Annotated in this window: 18 protein-coding genes; 11 read left to right on the top strand and 7 right to left on the bottom strand. The window is 35.6% G+C overall.

The window, feature by feature from the left end:
- The 4 genes from Q0L29_RS03760 to Q0L29_RS03745 all read left to right on the top strand — a co-directional run.
- Positions 1 to 332: TlpA disulfide reductase family protein (locus Q0L29_RS03760; RefSeq protein ID WP_296619217.1), on the top strand; the 332-nt coding region annotated here is incomplete at its 5' end.
- 89 nt (positions 333 to 421) lie between these two features.
- Positions 422 to 916, top strand: a complete 495-nt coding sequence (locus Q0L29_RS03755; RefSeq protein WP_296619215.1) for a DinB family protein — start codon at positions 422 to 424, stop codon at positions 914 to 916.
- 109 nt (positions 917 to 1,025) lie between these two features.
- Complete coding sequence (gltX, locus tag Q0L29_RS03750) at positions 1,026 to 2,570, top strand: glutamate--tRNA ligase (RefSeq protein WP_296619214.1); 1,545 nt, start codon at positions 1,026 to 1,028, stop codon at positions 2,568 to 2,570.
- Positions 2,570 to 2,785: a hypothetical protein gene (locus Q0L29_RS03745; RefSeq protein WP_296619212.1), complete on the top strand. Its 216-nt coding sequence runs from the start codon at positions 2,570 to 2,572 to the stop codon at positions 2,783 to 2,785. The genes gltX and Q0L29_RS03745 overlap by 1 nt, the downstream gene beginning before the upstream one ends.
- A 47-nt stretch (positions 2,786 to 2,832) precedes the next feature.
- Here Q0L29_RS03745 and Q0L29_RS03740 read toward each other — a convergent pair whose 3' ends face one another.
- Together Q0L29_RS03740 and Q0L29_RS03735 are read right to left on the bottom strand one after the other, a co-directional pair.
- Positions 2,833 to 5,829, bottom strand: coding sequence for an endonuclease (locus Q0L29_RS03740; RefSeq protein ID WP_296619211.1), 2,997 nt, complete (start codon positions 5,827 to 5,829; stop codon positions 2,833 to 2,835).
- A 286-nt stretch (positions 5,830 to 6,115) separates the two neighbouring features.
- Entirely contained in the window at positions 6,116 to 6,547 is a 432-nt protein-coding gene (locus Q0L29_RS03735; RefSeq protein ID WP_296619209.1) for a hypothetical protein, read from the bottom strand.
- Between the two features lie 390 nt (positions 6,548 to 6,937).
- Here Q0L29_RS03735 and Q0L29_RS03730 point away from each other — a divergent pair, with 390 nt between their 5' ends.
- Together Q0L29_RS03730 and Q0L29_RS03725 are read left to right on the top strand one after the other, a co-directional pair.
- On the top strand, positions 6,938 to 7,714 hold the full coding sequence (locus tag Q0L29_RS03730; RefSeq protein ID WP_296619208.1) for a TIGR00266 family protein: 777 nt from the start codon (positions 6,938 to 6,940) through the stop codon (positions 7,712 to 7,714).
- Positions 7,715 to 7,837: 123 nt separating this feature from the next.
- On the top strand, positions 7,838 to 8,953 hold the full coding sequence (locus tag Q0L29_RS03725; protein ID WP_296619206.1) for a histidinol-phosphate transaminase: 1,116 nt from the start codon (positions 7,838 to 7,840) through the stop codon (positions 8,951 to 8,953).
- A 5-nt stretch (positions 8,954 to 8,958) separates the two neighbouring features.
- On the opposite strand, the gene Q0L29_RS03720 is transcribed toward Q0L29_RS03725, so the two are convergent.
- Positions 8,959 to 9,606, bottom strand: a complete 648-nt coding sequence (locus Q0L29_RS03720; protein WP_296619203.1) for a DUF4230 domain-containing protein — start codon at positions 9,604 to 9,606, stop codon at positions 8,959 to 8,961.
- Positions 9,607 to 9,706: 100 nt separating this feature from the next.
- Here Q0L29_RS03720 and Q0L29_RS03715 point away from each other — a divergent pair, with 100 nt between their 5' ends.
- The 3 genes from Q0L29_RS03715 (at position 9,707) to rlmB (ending at position 12,993) form a co-directional block, all read left to right on the top strand.
- A complete protein-coding gene (locus Q0L29_RS03715; protein ID WP_296619202.1) occupies positions 9,707 to 10,675 on the top strand; it encodes an SPASM domain-containing protein in 969 nt (322 codons plus the stop codon).
- A gap of 205 nt (positions 10,676 to 10,880) precedes the next feature.
- Positions 10,881 to 12,086, top strand: a complete 1,206-nt coding sequence (gene gldJ, locus Q0L29_RS03710) for a gliding motility lipoprotein GldJ (protein WP_296619199.1) — start codon at positions 10,881 to 10,883, stop codon at positions 12,084 to 12,086.
- A 133-nt stretch (positions 12,087 to 12,219) separates the two neighbouring features.
- The gene (rlmB, locus tag Q0L29_RS03705; protein ID WP_296619197.1) at positions 12,220 to 12,993 is read left to right on the top strand and encodes a 23S rRNA (guanosine(2251)-2'-O)-methyltransferase RlmB; all 774 of its coding nucleotides are present in this window, start codon (positions 12,220 to 12,222) and stop codon (positions 12,991 to 12,993) included.
- Here rlmB and Q0L29_RS03700 read toward each other — a convergent pair.
- Complete coding sequence (locus Q0L29_RS03700) at positions 12,990 to 14,132, bottom strand: DUF6340 family protein (protein ID WP_296619194.1); 1,143 nt, start codon at positions 14,130 to 14,132, stop codon at positions 12,990 to 12,992. The two genes, rlmB and Q0L29_RS03700, sit on opposite strands and share 4 nt — an antisense overlap.
- A gap of 73 nt (positions 14,133 to 14,205) precedes the next feature.
- Here Q0L29_RS03700 and Q0L29_RS03695 point away from each other — a divergent pair, with 73 nt between their 5' ends.
- A complete protein-coding gene (locus tag Q0L29_RS03695; protein ID WP_296619193.1) occupies positions 14,206 to 15,105 on the top strand; it encodes a 1-aminocyclopropane-1-carboxylate deaminase/D-cysteine desulfhydrase in 900 nt (299 codons plus the stop codon).
- A 42-nt stretch (positions 15,106 to 15,147) separates the two neighbouring features.
- Here Q0L29_RS03695 and Q0L29_RS03690 read toward each other — a convergent pair whose 3' ends face one another.
- The 3 genes from Q0L29_RS03690 to Q0L29_RS03680 form a co-directional block, all read right to left on the bottom strand.
- Entirely contained in the window at positions 15,148 to 15,549 is a 402-nt protein-coding gene (locus Q0L29_RS03690) for a hypothetical protein (RefSeq protein ID WP_296619191.1), read from the bottom strand.
- 469 nt (positions 15,550 to 16,018) lie between these two features.
- Complete coding sequence (locus Q0L29_RS03685) at positions 16,019 to 17,206, bottom strand: hypothetical protein (RefSeq protein WP_296619189.1); 1,188 nt, start codon at positions 17,204 to 17,206, stop codon at positions 16,019 to 16,021.
- Positions 17,190 to 18,200, bottom strand: a complete 1,011-nt coding sequence (locus Q0L29_RS03680) for an aspartate-semialdehyde dehydrogenase (RefSeq protein WP_296619187.1) — start codon at positions 18,198 to 18,200, stop codon at positions 17,190 to 17,192. Before Q0L29_RS03680 ends, Q0L29_RS03685 begins: the two co-directional genes overlap by 17 nt.
- A 106-nt stretch (positions 18,201 to 18,306) precedes the next feature.
- Here Q0L29_RS03680 and Q0L29_RS03675 point away from each other — a divergent pair.
- The coding region (locus tag Q0L29_RS03675; protein WP_296619185.1) for a lamin tail domain-containing protein at positions 18,307 to 20,296 on the top strand (1,990 nt) is incomplete at its 3' end.

The following is a 20,296-nucleotide window of genomic DNA, read 5'->3' as shown; positions in this document are numbered from 1 at the left end:
GGTGTAAACCCTGTATCAAGGAATTCCCATATGAAAATGAATTGGTTGAAAAATATAAAGATGAGCCAGTTGAAATTGTCAATATCTGTATTGATTCCGAAATAAAAAAGTGGAAAGCATATTTGAAGAAGTATAATCTAAAAACCATTAATTTATATGCAAATGGAAACTGGAATAATAAGCTTCAAAAAGATTTTGGTATTCAGGCTATACCCCATAGTATATTAATTGATTGGAATGGAAAGGTAGTTCAAAATAAATGTCGGAGAGCTAGTGAAAATATTGGTGAATTAATAGCTCAATTATTAAAAGAAAAGGCAGATTTACGTTAAAGAAAATAGATTATTTAAAGATTCTCTTTACATTAGAATTATATTTTTTTCTTAGTTATTTTAACTTAAATTTCTGAATAAACATTAGTATGAACCAACCCTACATAGATTTTGCTCACTATAACATTTGGGCAAACAATAAGATAATTGAAAGCCTATCACAGCTTAATGAAGAATTACTAAATCAAAATATCGAAGCTAGCTTTCCAAGTATCATGAAAACCGTTTCTCACCTTTGGATGGCTGAAATGGGTTGGCTTTCGCGTCTTCAAGGTAAAGGATGGGAAGTATCAGAAATCACTAATTTTTCAGGTACGCCTTATGAGCTGTTCGAATCATGGCAAAAAACCTCTGTAGCATTTAAAAGCTTTGTAGATGCCACAGATTTAGAACAAAAGCTTCAATTTGATCATAAAGGCGAAAATTATTCAATTCCTTTTCGTGAAATTGCCCAAACAGTCTTTACTCACGGCAATTATCACCGCGGACAAGTGGTGATGATGATGCGTCAACTTGGCCTAACTGAAATTCCAAAAACAGACTATATTGAATGGGTGAGGCAAAATGCAAGGGAAAACAAATAACTATTTTTACATTTCATTAAACTTTCACTGGACATAAGTTACATCTTACGCAACTTTTCAACTTAATTCATTAATTTTGCAGCCCAATTTGCAATAAAAAAAGAATCTCATGAGTCAAGCTGTACGTGTACGTTTTGCCCCAAGTCCTACGGGTCCACTCCACATAGGAGGAGTCAGAACGGCTTTATATAATTACCTTTTTGCTAAAAAAGAAGGTGGTCAATTTATCTTAAGAATTGAGGATACTGATCAAAATCGCTATGTAGATGGAGCCGAGGATTACATCAAAAGAACTTTAGATTGGTTAAATATCACTCCTGATGAAAGTCCGTGGAATGATGCAGATGAGTGTGGTCCTTACAGGCAAAGCGAGCGTAAAGAAATTTACGGTAAATACGCACAGCAATTATTAGACGATGATAAGGCATACTATGCTTTTGATACTTCCGAAGAATTGGATGAAATGCGTGAGCGACTAAAAGCAGCTAGAGTCGATACTCCTCAGTACAATGCCATTACGCGTTTGCAAATGAAAAACTCTTTGACTTTATCTAAAGAAGAAGTTAAAGAAAAATTGGATGCAGGCGAACCTTATGTGATTCGTTTAAAAGTACCCAGAAAAGAAGAGGTACGCTTAAATGATAAAGTAAGAGGTTGGGTAATGGTGCATTCCACTCAGATAGACGATAAAATCTTAATGAAATCAGATGGAATGCCTACTTACCATTTGGCTAATGTGGTAGATGACCATTTGATGGGCATCACACACGTAATTCGAGGAGAAGAATGGCTCCCATCAGCTCCTTTACATGTTTTGCTTTATCAATTCTTTGGTTGGGAAGATACAATGCCTGAATTTGCTCATTTGCCTTTATTGTTAAAGCCCGATGGCAATGGAAAATTAAGTAAGCGTGATGCCGAAAAGCACGGCTTCCCTATTTTCCCAATGGAATGGAAAGACCCTGCTTCAGGCGAACTTTTAGCTGGTTTTAAAGAAGAAGGCTATCTTCCAGATGCACTTTTGAACTTCCTGGCATTCTTAGGCTGGAACCCGGGTAGTGAGCAAGAACTTTTCAATGTGGAGGAATTAATCAAGGAATTCACTTTAGAACGAATAGGTAAAGCGGGTGCTAAATTTGATATCAATAAAGCAAAGTGGTTCAATGAGCAATACCTCAAAAATAAATCAAATCAAGAATTAGCGGAATATCTTAAAAAGGATGTAGAAGCGAATGGATTAGAGGTTTCTCAGGAAAAACTGGAACGCATTGTTCATGCTTTAAAGGAAAGAGTGACTTTCCCGACTGAGTTTTGGACTCAAGGTCAATACTTTTTCACCAAGCCTGATAGTTATGATGAGAAAGTAGTCAGGAAAAAGTGGAATGCAGAGGTTGATAAAGCTTTAAGTTTATATGCTTATGCATTAGAAAAAGTGGATCATCTAGATGCAGGAAATGCTAAAGCAACTTTTGCTGCTGTGTTGGAGCAAGAAGGAATTGGAATGGGAAAAGTGATGCAATCACTTAGAGTCAGCATCACAGGAGAAGCCGGAGGCCCTGATTTAATGGAGATTATTGAAATATTAGGCAAAGAAGAAATAACAGAAAGGATTCGTTTAGCGTTAGATAAGCTAAAGGATCAAATTTCTGAATAATGCCTAAAAAAAAAGACGATAATAAAAAACAAAAGAAACCTAGTGTTAACCCTAAGCTAGAAGGCTTTGACGTAAAAATCGATTCCTTCGGAGAAATTCAAACTAGCTTTGATATTGATAGAATCAACCAATTCCTGAATAAGGAAGTGGAAGATAAAAAGCTAAAGGATAGGGAAGATATTAAGGATATAAAAAATAAAGACGAGGAAGAGTAAAATAATCCCAAGCGCCCTAAACAGCTCTTGGGATTATTTTTTAGGAATTATTTGACCATTATTTTCCTTACTACCACATTTTCTGAATCACGAACTTTTAAAATATAAAGTCCTGATTTTAAATTTGTCACATCAATAGTGCTGGATTTTGCATTCAACCCCCCACTCTGTTCTATTTTTCCAGAAAGCGAAATGATTTGATAAGCAGTCGCTTCCATTTTTCCAGTAAATATTTTTATTTCCGTAATAGCCGGGTTTGGATAAACATTAAATCCACCAGCTTCAATTTCTGAAGAAATGCTTTCAGTATTAGCCAAGCTTCTTAAATTACTGCCTACACAAAAGCTAGTGCTTTCCCCACTTCCAAAACTTCCTCCTGATGCAAAGACATTATTCCCTTCACTTAAAACATAAGAACCATTGCCATAAGAACAGCAAATTCCATCTCCGTAACTATCATAAATATTGAAATCATAACAGCCTTCCGGAACCGTAATGGAAACATCAATAGTACTTCCATCTGAGTAATTTCCATAAGGGCCTCCTGAAGCAATTACCGTTGAACCCTCTACAATTTCCCAGGTTGTTTCCTCTGGATAGTTATCAAAAGTTAAAGATAAATTAAGAGTGGTTTCAACAGGAGGTTGTGCATTTTTTAATTCCAACTTATCAATGGCCATATCTCCTTGCCAGGTATCGCCTGTTTGACCTACAAATCTTAATTTTATTGTCTTTCCCAAATAGACTGATAAATCTATATTTTCAACTAGCCATTCAGTGCCCTGATTCCCAGATTTTGACCATAAAGAGACCCAATTATCTCCATCCGTGGTGATTTCTAAGCTTAAAGAGCCCATAGTGCTGGCACCATACATATGATAATTAAAACTAAATGCCGCATAGCTTTCATTGCTTAAATCAAAACATGGACTTTCAATAGTAGCTGTTTTGTATGAATAATTCGGACTTGAAGATTCTACATAAAAATAACTACTTCCTTCAATAGCAGCAGATGGGCCTGTATTTGAAGAGCCTGTCCCTCCTGAGTTTACTGTCCAATCAAAATTATCAGATGTAGACTGAATCCAGTCATTACCTGTTTCAAAACCTTGCTGATAAGGAAATAAATTAATAGTGCTTTGGCAATCTATACTTGGAGAGGCAGCAGAAGTAGTTACCCCTACATTCGTGCTTTGGGCAGATTCATTCCCAGCTGCATCTTGCGCAGAAATGCTTGCCACATAATTCGTTGAAGCAGATAATCCATTTAAAGTTGCAGTTGTAGAACTAGAATTAGCGTAAAAACTACCATTTAAATAAATTACATATTGATCTACTCCTATATTGTCTGTGGATGGATCCCAGCTTAAGTCAAAAGAAGTTTCGGTTACATTACTTACCAGTATATTTGAAGGAATTGAAGGAGCTTCTGTGTCTTCTGTTCCAGTGCCGGAAATAGTATGACTTCCTAAATAGCTAAAGGTATCAGATGCGTATCCATCCCATTCTGAAGTAGAATAAGTTGTATTAGGTTCCGCTACCGTTTCACTTCTTACTAAAGTGGTATTTTGTCCAAAATATGAAGTGCTATTAAAATTGCCTATTACATCAATTAGTTGTCCGTTTTTAAATAATCCTATAGGGTCATTTCCATTAAATGACATTACAGAACTGCTTGTAATTAAATCTGCATCGGCCTGCATATCTGAAGCAGCATTTGAATTGACTATCACAAATACATCTCCACTGGTAATAGAACCACTCAAGTTTAGTTCGTCAGACCATGAGCCGGAACCATTGGTTTGTTTCATTATAGAATAAACTGAGAGATCAACAAGTGAGCCAGTAAAATTGGCAATTTCTAATCCTTTATTGTAAGAAGAACCTTCAATATATTCTGAGAAAATTAGCTCACTGGCTGTACCGGTACCTCCGTCTGAACTTGTTACACTTACGGTAAAGTTTTGCGTATTGCTTGCTGATCCATCAGAAACATTTAGCGAAACAGAGTAATCGCCAGACGTTTGTGTACTGCCACTAATTACTGCAGTCCCATTTCCATTATCTGTAAAGCTCATCCAAGTAGGAAGGGTTGTAGCTGAAATGTTTACATTATCTCCTTCAGGATCGGTAGTCGTTATAGAATACGAATAATTACTTCCAGCTACTACTGATGTTACAGGGCTCGAAGTAAAGTATGGTGCGTTGTTTCCGCCTGAAGTAGAACAGCTATAAATTTCACAAACATATTCAGGATGATCAATGAATGGATTCCTGTTATTCTGATAACTATAGATGATATCATTTCTTTGAATTTCAGCAGCGCTTACAGGATCTTGTTGATGCCATTCCAATAATACGGAAAGCTTTCCATGGTAGGGAGACTTATCAGTACCTGATAAAAGCGTCTCTGTTAATTCAAGATCAATTTCACCATTTTCTCCTTCATAGCGAGTGGCCATATAAAAGAGCATACGTGCTACATCCCCCTTTACCTCATCACGGGGTTCCCAAACATCTTCAGTACTGCTGATTTTGGATAATGTGCTTCCTGAATAAAACCCTTGAGTATCGGTATAGTAGGTGTCTCCATAAGAAAAATTCATATTACCTCTGGCACTGTTAGTAGAAATATCAGCTACCGCTAAATGATGGCAATCTGTACCTGCACCTTCCATAGTGCCAAAGTCACCTCTGGATTTGGCCCAAACATGTTCTCTATTCCAGCCATCTCCATTATTATATTCTGCGGCAGCATCCATTGAAAAACCCGAATATATTCCAATTACATTAGCTGGATTATTCGGGTCTTTATCTGCATCTTTTAAAATGTCCCATACATCTGTGCTTGAGCTGCTATAGGGATAAGTAGTATGGCCACTTATAATATCATTAAGAGCTGCCTTGAGTTGTGATCCTGTTTTTCCGTTTGCCCCATCATAATAACCTGATGGTATTTGTGCTTCTGAAGGATAAATTAATCCCATAAAAAACAGAAACATTATGCTTCTGATGAAGTTTTGGGTTTTAACTTTAGTTTGCATAGTAATATAGTTAAGTTGGTTTAGTACAATTTTATCAACCCTTTAAACCCCACAACTTCTCTTGGTTGATTTATAGTTCTTACAATTTTCAGATGCAAATAAAGCAAGTTGTATTTGTTTATCGAAGTAATTATTGAATGTTAATGATTTGATAATATTGAAAATATACAAAAATTAAATTCATATAACCATACCGATAAAATTCAATTTTTTATAAATAAAAAAGCGTAGACAATTTTCATTACCTACGCTTTAATATTAGAAATGAGTGGTGATCTTAGTTTGTCTATTCTTGTGTTTCCTTTTCTTCTTTCTTAGGAATATAAATCTCAACTTCTTGTTTACCCCAATTTCTTGCGGCTTCTTCATCAACACCCATATAAATATCAATTTTTCGAGTCCATCTTTTATTCATTTTGTCTTTCACAATATAAGTCCCTTCTAGTCCTTCTATTTTGACTTCTGAATTATGACCTATTAAATTCTCTTTCAAAAAGTCTCTTGAAATTGCAATGGCTTTCATACCAGGCTTCAACGTATCTCCCCAAGCGGCAAGAGCAGGATTACCTTCTTTAGTTTGTGCCTCCACAGAATTATAGGCTGTAGCTGTTACCGTTAAAGTGTCATATTCAATTTTTTGACTTTGAGGTTCGGATTTGTTACAGGCCATTTGTACTGAGATAATTAAAACTAAAACTACTTTTGTAAAATTTTTCATAATAAAATTATTTTAAACCTTTCATATTCTAACTAACGAGTATGTAAGTCGTTCAGATTTTTTTAAAATTAAAAGTCTCAAAAGTAAACTATACAGCCCCCAATTATAAAACAAATTCAGAGCTACAAACAGAAGAGTGCAAATGGAATTAGTTTATGAATAATTTATTACTTTAGCTTCATAAACCTATCAGACTAAACGCACTAAATAACATCAGAGCGTCATCTCGGAAATTTATTTTTTATTTTATCAAAAAAATAAAATTATCCGTGATCTCCTGCTGGTAATTAGTAGTAATGCTGAAGAGTCGAGTTAGGCTGGGTACATTAATGCTTTTGTTGAATTAATTCTTAATATTCTTTTTATATCAAATTCATAAACTTTAAAATTATGCATCCACAATCACACGAAGTAGATTACAAAATATTAGGAGATGGGGTTCAATTAGTTGAAATTGAGTTGGATCCACAAGAAACCGTGATAGCCGAAGCAGGCGCAATGGTTTATATGGATGAGTCTATTTTCTTTGAAACCAAAATGGGCGATGGTTCTAATCCTAATGAAGGCTTTTTAGGCAAATTAATGTCTGCAGGAAGTAGAATTTTCACTGGAGAGTCCTTGTTTATGACCCATTTTACCCACCAAGGAAATGGCAAAGCACATGTGGCTTTTGCAGGACCTTACCCCGGAACTGTCATTGCGCTGGATTTAAAGAATCACTATAATAATGAAGTAATAGTACAAAAAGATGGCTTTTTATGCGCTGCCATGGGCACTAAAGTTTCGATCACATTAAATAGAAAAATTGGCTCAGGCTTATTAGGTGGCGAAGGTTTTATTTTACAAAAGCTTTCAGGAAATGGCTTAGCTTTTGTTCATGCAGGAGGAACAGTAATAGAAAAACAATTAAATAATGAAACTTTAAAAGTAGATACAGGCTGTGTGGTGGCTTATGAATCATCTTTAGATTTTGACATACAAACAAGCGGAGGTATTAAATCAATGCTTTTCGGTGGAGAAGGAATATTCCTTGCCACTTTAAAAGGAACCGGGAAAGTTTGGCTCCAATCAATGCCTATTAGAAAGCTGATACAAGCAATTGCACCTTACAGTAAAAATTCCAGAAAAGAAGGCGGATCATTACTTGGTGAATTTTTAGAGAGGTAAGCTATCAAAAGTTTTCTTTTAGAGCGGTTGCTTGCATTCTCTCTAAAAGAAAATTTATATATCTCTCTCAATGTCAATTATTTAGATTTTTTACTATATTTAGAATAACTAATTCTATATGTAATGAAAAATATTGACAGAAGACAATGGCTCAAATCAATAGGGCTAGCCAGTACTATGGCCTTTATCAACCCCACAGAATTAATCTCAAAAAGCACCACTAATTCTGTTTACCTACCAAAATCTAGACTCGTTAGTTTAACTTCAAATGAAAACCCATATGGCCCTTCACAAAAAGTTAGAAAGGCAATTACAGCATCATTTGATTATGCCTGTCGATATCCTTATGCTTATCTTAAAGAATTAGTAAAGAATATAGCCGAAAAAGAAGGCGTTCCTGAAAACTGTGTAGTAGTAACCGGTGGTTCAACGGAAGGACTAAAAGCAAGTGGATTAACCTACGGCTTAGGTGGTGGAGAAATAATTGCTGCAGACCCTACCTTTCAGGCCATGTTAAATTATTCTGAAAACTTTGGTGCCTATGTTCATCGTGTTCCTGTTAATGATAAGTTAGAACACGATTTGGAAGCAATGGCCAACAGGGTTACTAGTAAAACCCGATTAATATTTATCTGTAACCCTAATAACCCTACCGGCACATTATTGGATAAAAATAAGCTTAAAGATTTTTGCAATTCTCTTGAAGATAAAGCTGTTATTTTTAGTGATGAGGCTTATTACGATTATATAACTGACCCGGAATACCCTTCTATGGTTGAACTTGTTAAAGAAGGGAAAAATGTAATTGTGTCTAAAACATTCTCCAAAGTATATGGCTTAGCAGGAATTAGAATTGGATATTTAATAGCCAGACCAGACATTGCCGACAGACTAAAGCGAAATGTTATGGCCATGACTAATGTATTAGCAATTGCTGCGGCTAATGAAGCCTTAAAAGATGATGAGTTTTATAAATTTAGTATCAGTAAAAATCAGGAAGCAAAATCTTTAATTTATAAAACCCTTGATTCACTTAAGCTTTCGTATATGGAATCTCATACCAATTTTGTATTCTTTCAATCCAATAAACATATCAATGATCTAAGCGCAAAAATGATGAATGAAGGTGTTGCAATTGGCCGACCATTTCCTCCAATGTATGATTGGGCTAGAATTAGCACCGGAACAATAGAAGAAGTAAATACCTTTTGCAAGGCACTCGAGAGAGTTTATGCTTGAACATATTATTCAAGCTCAAAGCGAATAGCCTCTGGTTTTTCGGAAAAATTAAGAATAACAGTTACCCCGGTTATATTTTCTAAAAAGGGTTTTAATACACTACTGCTCATGCTCTTTGCATCTGCCAATATTCCTGACTGGAGAGCCGCTTCCTTAATTTGTGCCTCAGCTTTAGCATAAACTTCATCCACAAATTCGGCTGCTTTTTTATTGTCCGTGCTAGTTTTCAAATCATAAAATTTACTGTTCTGTAAATTTACTTTATAATAACAAATTTCAGGCTGTGGTAGATTTACAATTAAAGTATCTTGCCTTAACTCAATATCTTCTTTTTTGATTTTTTGTAAATCAATACAAGCAACTGCCTCCCCTTGAGCTATTAAAATGGCCTTCTGATCCTGCCCTCCTGGTATATAAAAATAGCCTAAATCCAGATAGCGTTTGGCTACATTCTCCATTTCAACTACTTCTTTATAATTGTACTTCACCAATTCTAATTTACCCAGCTTTTCGATCTCTTGCAGCACTAATGTGCTTTCAAATTGAGTTCTTTCCGGAGTGGTAATATTCCCCAATCTTTTAAGCCATAGAAAAACTAAAAGGACTAATACAATTATCCAGGGAATTAATCGAAGGATTGCTTTAAAGTTCATGGGGATTTATTAAGTTCGTTTTTGCGTTGAGCATCATTATTAAAATATGCATTTTAAAGATAGCCTGAATCTACTGAAAAAGTTAACATTTAAAAAAACAATGAATACCTTTTCATTGTGGTGGAGCTATCATCAATCCAAAAATGCAGGTATTTCTAAACATAAAGGCAAGCCTATTTCCATTGCAATCGAGCCCACAACCTCTTGCAACTTACGATGCCCGGAATGCCCCAGCGGTTTGCGTTCATTTTCCCGTCCTGTTGGGATGTTAAAAGCAGAAACTTTTGAAAATATGCTCTTACAATTGAAGGAGCATTTAATATATATGCTGTTTTATTTTCAAGGAGAGCCTTATGTTAATAAAAATTTTCTGGATTTAGTCAAAATTGCTTCTAAGCATAATATTTATACTGCTACTTCTACTAATGCACATTTTTTGGATGAGGATGTAGCTAAAAAAACAGTAGAGAGCGGTTTAGATCGATTGATTATATCCATTGATGGCGCAACTCAAGAAACTTATGAGTCCTACAGAATTGGGGGAAAGTTGGAAAAGGTTTTAGAGGGCACTCGAAATGTGGTAAAATGGAAGAAGCAACTAAAATCCAATACTCCTCATATTATATTTCAGTTTTTGGTCGTAAAACCTAACGAGCAAGATATTCCACAAATCTATAAACTAGCTGATGAATTAGGAGTAGATGAAGTAAAGTTAAAAACTGCTCAAATTTATGACTATAAAAATGGCTCTCCGCTCATACCAGAGAATCAAAAATATAGTCGCTATAAAATCATGGAAAATGGTTACTATGCCATTAAAAATAAATTACTAAACCAATGTTGGAAGATGTGGCATAGCTGTGTAGTAACCTGGGACGGAAAAGTTGTACCTTGTTGTTTCGATAAAGACGCCAGCCATCAGTTTGGGAATTTAAATCAAGAAAGCTTTGCTTCCATCTGGAATGGAAATGCATATCAGGATTTTAGAAATAAGCTTTTAAAATCCAGAAGTGAAATCGATATTTGTACAAATTGCACGGAAGGGACTAAAGTGTGGGCGGAAGAATGAAGCAATAAAAGAAATCCGACAGACGTTTTAGTGTAACTGATTTAAAATTATTACATATTGGTCGAATTTGTATTAAAATACTTTAAAATTTCATTTTAATAGTTGAATTTAGTGTTTGGTAAGCTTATATTTACCAATTATTTATATATTGCATTGATATATAAGTAATTAAACAGTGTATATTAAACGAATACAATAACAGGATATGAAAAAGTGTGTGTTTAGAATCCAACATGCCATGCTTGCATTTGCAATAGCTATATTGTTTGCTTGCGGCAGTGGCAACCCGACAGCCAAAGGCCCGGGAGTATTAAGTACGACTACAGGTTTAGAATATAATAGCGAAGAAGGCTTTCAGGTAGCTGAATTTCGCGGTCAGCCTGATGGTCCTAACTTAGTTTATATTGAAGGTGGTAGAACAGTTTTAGGTTCATTTGAAGAAGACATCCTTCATACAAGAGATAATATTGAGAGAACTGTTACTGTTTCTTCATTCTATATGGATGAAACAGAGGTAGCCAACATCCACTGGTTAGAGTTCTTACATTATGTGAAATTAGATTCATCAAGAGATTATTATGAGTCTGTTAAACCAGACACTACTGTATGGGCTAAAAAATTAGCTTATAATGATCCTTATGTTGATCACTATTTAAGATACCCAGGCTTTAGATATCACCCAGTTGTTGGGGTTAGCTGGGAACAAGCCACTGAATATGCAAAGTGGAGATCAGTAATGGTAAATTATAAATTAGCTGAAGAAGCTGGGATTGAAGTTCCTGCAGAATCTGGTGGTAGAATTCCATTGGAAACAGGAGTTGTTTTACCGGATTATCGTTTGCCAACAGAAGCTGAGTGGGAATATGCTGCAACTGCACTTATTGGTACTCAATGGGTAGATGAAGTTCAACTTTACAAAAGAATTTACCCATGGGATGGTCACTCCTTAAGAAATCCATATGGAAAAGAAATGGGTTATTTCTTAGCCAACTTTAAAAGAGGTCGTGGTGACTATGGTGGTATAGCTGGAAAATTGAATGATGGTGCTTTTGTTACTGATTATATTTACAATTATCCTCCAAACGATTATGGCCTTTATAATATGGCCGGAAACGTTAACGAGTGGGTTTGGGATTTATACCGTCCCCTATCATTCCAAGATTTTGAGGACTTAAATCCTGTAAGAAGAGATGGAAGTTTAGACCCTCAAAGAGATTATGATAATGGTGCAACTGATCCAAATGCGATCAATTCATTAATAAATGATAATATTAGAGTCTACAAAGGTGGGTCTTGGGCAGATGTTGCTTATTGGTTATCTCCTGGAACTAGAAGATTTATTGAGCAAGACTCTGCAACTGCCACTATAGGTTTCCGTTGTGCCATGATCAGAGCAGGTGGAAATAAATAATTGATATTCGTTTTTAATAAATAAGAAGGCTTTTTCATTGATTTGAAAAAGCCTTTTTTGCTTTTCTAAAAAACCCAAAATATTAGCTTTTCCCGAATTAGATTAAGAATTTTGCCTTATAATATTTAAGACTATGACAGGATTTCAAAAAAGACCTAAACTTAACGATAAAGACTATATTTTCGGCACCCGTGCAGTCATAGAAGCCATTCATTCCGGTAAGGAGATGGATAATATTTATATTCAGAAGGATGTTCGGAATGAATTGGTAGCAGAGTTGATGGATTTATGCAAAGAACAAAAAGTTCCTTTCACCAAAGTTCCTATTGAAAAATTAAATCGCATTACGATGAAAAATCATCAGGGTGTAATTGCGATGGTTTCTGCTGTGAGTTATGCTTCCTTGGATAATGTCATAAATGAAGCTTACGCAAAAGGTAAAGATCCATTAATTTTAATTTTGGATAGGGTTACAGATGTTAGAAATTTTGGTGCCATCGCCCGTTCAGCAGAATGCGCTGGAGTTGATGCAATTGTGATTCCATTTAAAGGAAGTGCGCAAATAAACTCTGATGCGGTCAAAACTTCTGCCGGAGCTCTACATTATATTCCGGTTTGTAGAGAAAATAGTTTGAAAGGTACTGTTGAATATTTGCAAAAAAGTGGCTTGCAGGTCGTGGCCTGTACGGAAAAAGGAAAGGATTTAATTTATGATACGCCTATGGCACAACCCTTAGCCATTATTTTAGGATCTGAGGAAGATGGTATCAGTAATGATTTAATTCGAATAGCCGACTTTTTAGCAAAAATCCCAACCACAGGAAAAATTGCTTCTTTAAATGTTTCAGTTTCTGGAGCTATTGCCATTTTCGAAGCTGTCCGACAAAGAAGTGTAGTTCCTAATTAGTTTTCTTTTAGTTTAATTTTAATGGTGGGTTTTTCTTGTTTTCCTTTGGATTGAGTATTGTTTTGAGTGTTATTTTGAGTTTCTGGTTCTGGTAAGCGTAATTGCTCATCCAATATTTCTTCCGTAATCATGCGGTTATTCAGTTGACTTGCATAACTTCTACCTTTCTTATTTCCATAATCAACATAAGATTTTCCGGCCCATTCATGAGCCAAAAATAAGTCTCCCAAAATTTCATATCCAACGGCAATATTGTAAGCCATTCTCCCGCTTACTTTATTGTCTGATGTGTTTCTTAATCCTGTTTTCCAGGTTGATATAGCAGACTCCCATTGGTTAACGCCTGCTTGTCTGGCACCTTTACTTAGATGAGCATTCTTTTTTGGCTTGGAATAATAAGTTCTTGAAATCCTGACCGGCATTGGAGCTATTTTGCCAGCGTAAGTATTTCCAACCGATTGTGCTAAATACTTTGTAGCCTGTGATTTGCTAACTAATTTTGCCAATGCTTCCTTTAAACTTGTGGCAGAAGCTTCCCAGGTTTTATTTTGAGTATAGATATCCTGATCAATCACAGTTCTGTTTTTAGCATCATACAATCGAATTCCTATTCTAGTATTACCCACTCCTTCAGCAAAGAATTCTGTATATTCCTCTTCAATTTTATTACCCTCTTTATCTTCAACCGTCCTTGTACTTTTTCTTTTTCCGTTGGTCACGATAAAGTTGCTATCAAATATTTCTATAGCCAATAGAGCATCGGTATTATATTTTCTGGTTAGTTGGTCTATTTGTCTCCAATCAAGTGGTTCAGGAAAAGACCCTAAAATATTCTGGCCTCTTAACCTTTCTGATGCCAAAACAACATCGAACCGAGGGGAAACGCGCAGACTGTTTTGCAGACTGGAAAACATGGTCATCACACCATCTTGATCTTCATTGATTCCTTCTCCAGTTATGATTCCTTCAATTATACCGATAGCATCTTTTTCGTATGCAGTTCTGTCAACCAATACTATCGATTGAATGTCATTTGGAATACTTATATCAGCTGGCCGTAAAGTATTAATAGAAACGGATTTCATGCAGGATGAAAATAACACCGATATTAGTATTAAAAATATATAATACTTTTTCATAAAATTTAATTTAATTTTAAGAATAATGCGTTGTATCTAATACAATTTAGCCAAATCCCCATAAATTAGTTCTATGTCTGTCCAAAAATTCTTTTCACCTGAGGATGTACCCATTCAAAGAGTTCAATTTGCAGGATTGATATTTGATATACTCAGATTAGACAAAATCCATCAAGGAGCGTCCGGAAATAAGTTTTTTAAACTCAAGTATAATTTTATTGAAGCTGAAAAAAACGGGTACAAAAAAATATTAACTTTTGGCGGAGCTTTTTCAAATCATATAGTAGCTACTGCTATCTCGGCTAAATCAAGTGGCTTTAAATCAATAGGAATAATTAGAGGAGAAAAAGTAAACAATCCAAGCTTGAAATTGGCGCAAAAATATGGCATGGAACTTCATTTTATTGATAGAGAGGATTATAGAAAAAAAGAAACAGATGATTTTTTAGATGAACTGAAAAGAAAATATGACAATCCATTTATAATTCCTGAAGGAGGAACTAATGACTTGGCTTTAAATGGTACTGCCGAAATTCATAATTTTATTCCTGAGCATTATAATTTGATAACAGCATGTTTTGGAACAGGCGGGACCCTGGCAGGTTTAATAGAAGGTAAATCTGACCACCAAAAAGTTTTGGGGGTTTCGGTTTTAAAAGGAGATTGGGTAAAAGACGAACTGAAAAATTTAGTGGGTAAAAATAATGATAATTGGAACTTAACCACAAACTACCATTTCGGAGGTTATGCCAAATGGAAGCATGAATTGATTGATTTTATTACAGAATTCTATGAGAAGACAGGGGTTCCTCTGGATCCTGTTTATACTGGTAAAATGATGTACGGACTAATGATGGAATGGAAAAAAGATAATATCTCATCTGATGATCATATCCTGGCTATTCATTCCGGAGGTTTGCAAGGTATAGCTGGTTTTAATGAAAGGTTCGGGTTTAATCTGGCGGAGAGATAGAAAAAACTCGAGAGTTTCTCGAGCTCTTTTTGTAATCATCTTTTAAGCATCTAACCAATTCAAGGCTTCTTGCTTATCATTAAAGTTTTTCTTGGGCATTCCACTTTCGCTGGATACACTGTCTAGTTGCATTTCTGCCACACTGGTTTTGTGTAATTCTGCTACCTTTTTTACACCGGCTTTAATAATTTTCTCCTGAGCTTTGGAGTGCACATCCCTTACATCACCAGGGTGAATTACCATTTCTCTGGCATCTGTAAATAATGTAAAGTCTTTAGTTAATTTATTTAATGCTTCATCCCAGTCTTGTAAATAGCCTGGAATATCTTCTTTATTTCTCCAAAAACCATTGATTTTTAAGAACGCTCTGTTTTTAGTAATATCTACTTTTAAAGAATATTGCTTGTTTTCTGCAATTGTGATCATATTAAAAAATTTGTCCATTACAAATATCCGACAAATGCTTAATTTTGTTGAGGTAAAAATTCCTTTTTCGATATTCTTAGGTTTTAACGGGATGAGTAATTGTATTATATTAATTTAATTTTGATTTGCTTCGGGTTACCCCTTTTTCTGGGCTATATCAAGCCATGGTGGGTCTTGTGGTGGAACGATGCGCCCAATAGACTCAAGGTTTTGAAATATTATGGAATTCCTTTTTTATTGCTGCTAATCTTAAGGTTTTTATTATGGCTCAATCCAGTCTGACTACCGTCTGACCTTGACAATTCCTTAGATCAGTAATGGCGGTTTGGTTGGCTGTTAAGCACATACCTTGAAATTAATCACAGCCTATAGCTGTCCTTTTGTTTTCTATTATCTCTATTGTGGTTTAGCTTTTTTTATTAGCTTTTAGCAGTTCTGGAGGTCACACCGCCCACTCTATCATACTTCGGACTTCGAGCTTCTTGTTTTACACCTTTTCACAAATCAAAATCACCTTCTCCTCATTCTTTAAAGTTGTAGCAAAAAGGTAATGCTCTCCACCGTCCTTTAACCCCAGTTTTTTCTTCAACTGCGCAATGGGCATAGGGAAATTTCTGCTAGCTAAATTAGCTTTCATTTCAGGCAAATACTTTTTTAATTCCTTCCTCTTAGCCGGAATCTGATTCACTATTTTAAATAGCCTGCCAGGGAAGTATTCTTTAATTTCATGGGAAGTAAAAAGATGAGTATTGGGATGTAGCTTTGAGAGTTGAAATTTTTGAGCCAATTGCTTGAAAAAGCCTGCTTTCATCATAGCAGGTGAGGGCTCATACAAATACTGCTGAGGCATTTCATAATTGATAGAACTTTCAGCTTCTGTCAATTTATTGCCTACAAATAAAAAGTGGGGTGTTCCTGCATCAGATAATTGCACTGCATGGATATCAGGATATTCAACAGTGTCTTTACTTAAAACATAAAGTAATTCTTTTACCTCTCCTTGCCATTCTATGATGTAAACCGCTTTTATTTTATTTTCTAGTTCTGCAATTGCCCTGCTGATGTCCTGCATTGGGGCAGCCTTCACGATGATGTTCTTTGACTTTTCAAAAAGCAAGGGCAAAAGCTTAACCAAATTGGGACTACAGTCTTCCCATAAAAAGACTTTCTGATTACGGTCTCCTCTTCTTGCTGGGTCAAGGTAAATCCAATCTAACGGCTTTTTAATATCTTCGAGAAATGCTTCGGATTGCAAATGGTGAACTTCAATATTACTTTTGAGCACTCCAAAATTATACTTTGCCAATTCGCATAACTCTTGCTGTTGTTCTACATAATGGCTTTCTAAAAAGTTTTGCGATAAGTAATAAGTATCAATTCCAAAACCACCTGTTAAATCAGCAAAGCTTTTTCCTGAGATTAAACTGGCTTTGAATTTGGCGGTAGCTTCCGAACTGCATTGTTCCAAAGATAGCTTGGGCGGGAACCAAACTTTTTGAGCATACCATTCGGGTAATTTGGTTTTTGCTTTTTGGCGGGAAGCAATTTGTGATGCTAATTCTCTTAGGGGTAAATCAGGAAATTGCTTTTGCTTTAAAACCAATTGAGCAGGATTATCCTGCTCATGGTCTTTTATAAATTTCCAAATTTTCTCATTTCTATCGTTCAATTCCATAAGGATGAACTAAACTGTGTTCAATCATATATTCTGCAATCTGAACTGCATTAGTAGCAGCACCTTTTCGCAAGTTATCGGCTACTATCCACATATTCAAAGTGTTTTTAGCTGATTCATCTCTTCTAATTCTACCCACAAAAACTTCATCTTTCCCATGAGCATTTAATGGCAATGGATAAAGATTGTTTTTTGGGTCATCCTGCAAAACTACTCCTGGAGTATTTGCTAAAATTTCTTTTACTTCAGCCACATCAAAATCATTTTCGAAAGTGACATTTACAGATTCTGAATGTCCACCCATAACTGGCAAACGAACGCAAGTTGCTGTTAGACCAATAGAATTATCACTAAAGATTTTCTTGGTTTCATTCACCATTTTCATTTCCTCTTTGGTGTAATCATTTTCCAAAAACACATCTATATGCGGCAATGCATTCATATCTATTGGATGTGGATAAACTTTCTCACCTTCTTTTCCAGCTCTTTCATCCATCAACTGGTCAACTGCGGCTTTGCCTGTACCCGTTACGGATTGATAAGTAGAAACCACGATTCGCTGCATTTTATATTTTTTATGCAAAGGAGCCAAGGCCAATACCATCTGAATGGTTGAGCAATTCGGATTGGCAATAATTCGATGATCAATTTTCAGCTCATGACCATTGATTTCAGGCACTATCAATTTGATGCGGTCATTCATTCTCCAGGCCGAGCTGTTGTCAATTACGACAGTCCCAATTTCTTCAAATTTTGGAGCCCACTCTAATGAAGTATCACCTCCAGCTGAAAATAAAGCTAAGTCAGGTTTTGCTTCCACGGCTTCTTCCAAGGTGATAACGGTATAATCCTTACCCTTAAAGCTTATCTTCTTGCCCGCAGAACGAGCAGAAGCTACTAAAAGTAATTCATCAAACTGGACATTTCTCTCATCCAAAACCTTTAAAATTTCACCACCCACTAAGCCTGTGGCGCCTACAACAGCTATTTTCATAATCACAAAATTTAATCTTTTTGTACTTTGCAGTGTTGAAGTCTGCTTGTTTTTATTATTTAAACGCAAAAATAGTATATTTGAAACAGAACCAAGCCAAAACCTTATGATAAAAAACTTACTGACCCTGAGTATTTTATTTTGCTGTTCATATTTCAACCTGAACGCTCAAAACCTACAAGATGACTTTTCTGATGGTGATTTCAGTCATAATCCCGAATGGACAGGAGATACCAACGATTTTATCGTAAATGAATCCTTTCAATTACAACTCCATTTTCAAGAAGACTCCTTACGTCCTGCTTATTTATCCACTTTAGCAGAAAACGGAAATTTAGATAAAAAAGAATGGCGATTTGATGTGAAGTTGGATTTCAGTCCTTCCAATTCCAATAAAGTGGAAATTTACTTAGTAAGCAGCATAGCCGATTTACGTGATTTTGAGAATACGGGCAGCATTCAGGAAGGCTATTATTTGGAGATAGGGGAAAATGGGAGTGATGATGCAATCAGTCTTTTTTACAGAAATGGTGAGAATACACAATTGATCGCCAGAGGAGGAGATGGCGATTTCGCCTCAGCTTTTGATGTGCGTATTCGAGTTAGAAGAGATGCAGATGCGAATTGGGAAATTGGGGTTGACCCCAACAAAGGCCAGAACTTTACTACTGTAGCCAACGGAACAGAAGCTAGCCTAAATGAAACAGGAACTACAGGGTTTATCTGTTATTTCACTTCCAGCCGTAGCACAAGCTTTTATTTTGACAATGTCTATTTGGGAGATTATGTTTTTGACACTATTCCTCCGCAAATTTTGGAATATGAGACTTTAAGCTCAAATGAGATTGAAATTGTTTTTTCAGAAGAAGTGACTTCTGCTTCTGCTAGTGATGTTAATAACTATTTATTGACGCCAGGAGATATTCAACCCACCACAATTCAGCATAATGAAGATACCGTCTGGTTGAATTTTGAAAATAGCTTCGAAAGTGGGTTGGATTATTCTCTAATGTTTGAAAACATATCCGATATAGAAGATAATTTATCCGAAAGTGATAGCATTGAATTTTTCTACTTTGAAGTCGAAGAAGCTGAAATAGGAGATGTGATTGTTAGTGAATTTTTTCCTGATCCGACTCCTGTTTTGGGCTTGCCCGATGAAGAATTCATTGAAATCTATAATAGGTCTGATAAATTTATAGACTTAGAAGATTGGGCTATTTCGGATAATACTTCTTCCTCTGGAACATTGCCCTCTTACATTTTATATCCTGGAGAATATCTAATTTTAGCGCCTGCATCAGCAGAAGAGGGCTATACTGAATTTGGAGAAGTTGTCATTCCTTCTTCATGGCGGGCCCTCAATAATGGTGGAGATAGTGTGACTATCAAAAATCCTGAAGGTATTCAAATGGATGGTTTGGAGTATGATAAAAGTTGGTATCAAGATGATGAGAAAAAAGATGGGGGCTATACAATTGAAATTATAAACCCAAATTTAGCCTGTTTTGACCAAAATAACTGGCGTGCATCTGAAGCTAATGAAGGAGGAACTCCAGGAAATCAAAACAGTATTCTGGATTTAGAATTTACTGGAAGACCACCTGAAATTATTTCTTTTAAAGATACTTCCCCAACTCAATTGGAAATCAAATTCGACAAAAGGATGAATTTACATTCATTATTAAATGCTGAATATTCTCTCACACCTGTGATAGAAATTACAGAAGTTTTAATAGAAGAAGGGTTTGATAAAACAGTCAAATTAAATCTGGCAAGTGAATTGGTAAATGAGATTACTTATGAAATTACTATCAATGCAGTAGAAGATTGCAATGGTAATATTTCTCAAAACCTGAACTCAAGCCTTTTGTATGATGTCATTCCGTCACAATTGGATTCTTTATTATTTCTATCGGATTCTATTTTGCTTTTGACTTTTGACGAGCCTTTGAAAACAGTAAGTGCTGAGAATCCAGGAAATTATGATCTATCACCTGAAATAAATTTGCAAGAAGCACGCCTATGGAGTGAAAATCAAGTGGTCTTGATTTGGGAAAATGATTGGATAGTTGGTTTTCCATACACTATAACAT

The sequence above is a fragment of the Marivirga sp. genome (genome assembly GCF_024636815.1).
In the GTDB taxonomy this organism is placed as follows: Bacteria; Bacteroidota; Bacteroidia; order Cytophagales; family Cyclobacteriaceae; genus Marivirga.
The sequence above is the reverse complement of the archived record's forward strand: the minus strand, read 5'-3'. Positions and strand labels throughout refer to the sequence as shown.

What these genes read in the sequence shown, in the direction of transcription:
- Q0L29_RS03755 (WP_296619215.1), top strand. Translation starts at nt 422, where the DNA reads ATGAACCAACCCTACATAGATTTTGCTCACTATAACATTTGGGCAAAC.
- gltX (WP_296619214.1), top strand. Translation starts at nt 1,026, where the DNA reads ATGAGTCAAGCTGTACGTGTACGTTTTGCCCCAAGTCCTACGGGTCCA.
- Q0L29_RS03745 (WP_296619212.1), top strand. Translation starts at nt 2,570, where the DNA reads ATGCCTAAAAAAAAAGACGATAATAAAAAACAAAAGAAACCTAGTGTT.
- Q0L29_RS03740 (WP_296619211.1), bottom strand. Translation starts at nt 5,829, where the DNA reads ATGCAAACTAAAGTTAAAACCCAAAACTTCATCAGAAGCATAATGTTT.
- Q0L29_RS03735 (WP_296619209.1), bottom strand. Translation starts at nt 6,547, where the DNA reads ATGAAAAATTTTACAAAAGTAGTTTTAGTTTTAATTATCTCAGTACAA.
- Q0L29_RS03730 (WP_296619208.1), top strand. Translation starts at nt 6,938, where the DNA reads ATGCATCCACAATCACACGAAGTAGATTACAAAATATTAGGAGATGGG.
- Q0L29_RS03725 (WP_296619206.1), top strand. Translation starts at nt 7,838, where the DNA reads ATGAAAAATATTGACAGAAGACAATGGCTCAAATCAATAGGGCTAGCC.
- Q0L29_RS03720 (WP_296619203.1), bottom strand. Translation starts at nt 9,606, where the DNA reads ATGAACTTTAAAGCAATCCTTCGATTAATTCCCTGGATAATTGTATTA.
- Q0L29_RS03715 (WP_296619202.1), top strand. Translation starts at nt 9,707, where the DNA reads ATGAATACCTTTTCATTGTGGTGGAGCTATCATCAATCCAAAAATGCA.
- gldJ (WP_296619199.1), top strand. Translation starts at nt 10,881, where the DNA reads ATGAAAAAGTGTGTGTTTAGAATCCAACATGCCATGCTTGCATTTGCA.
- rlmB (WP_296619197.1), top strand. Translation starts at nt 12,220, where the DNA reads ATGACAGGATTTCAAAAAAGACCTAAACTTAACGATAAAGACTATATT.
- Q0L29_RS03700 (WP_296619194.1), bottom strand. Translation starts at nt 14,132, where the DNA reads ATGAAAAAGTATTATATATTTTTAATACTAATATCGGTGTTATTTTCA.
- Q0L29_RS03695 (WP_296619193.1), top strand. Translation starts at nt 14,206, where the DNA reads ATGTCTGTCCAAAAATTCTTTTCACCTGAGGATGTACCCATTCAAAGA.
- Q0L29_RS03690 (WP_296619191.1), bottom strand. Translation starts at nt 15,549, where the DNA reads ATGGACAAATTTTTTAATATGATCACAATTGCAGAAAACAAGCAATAT.
- Q0L29_RS03685 (WP_296619189.1), bottom strand. Translation starts at nt 17,206, where the DNA reads ATGGAATTGAACGATAGAAATGAGAAAATTTGGAAATTTATAAAAGAC.
- Q0L29_RS03680 (WP_296619187.1), bottom strand. Translation starts at nt 18,200, where the DNA reads ATGAAAATAGCTGTTGTAGGCGCCACAGGCTTAGTGGGTGGTGAAATT.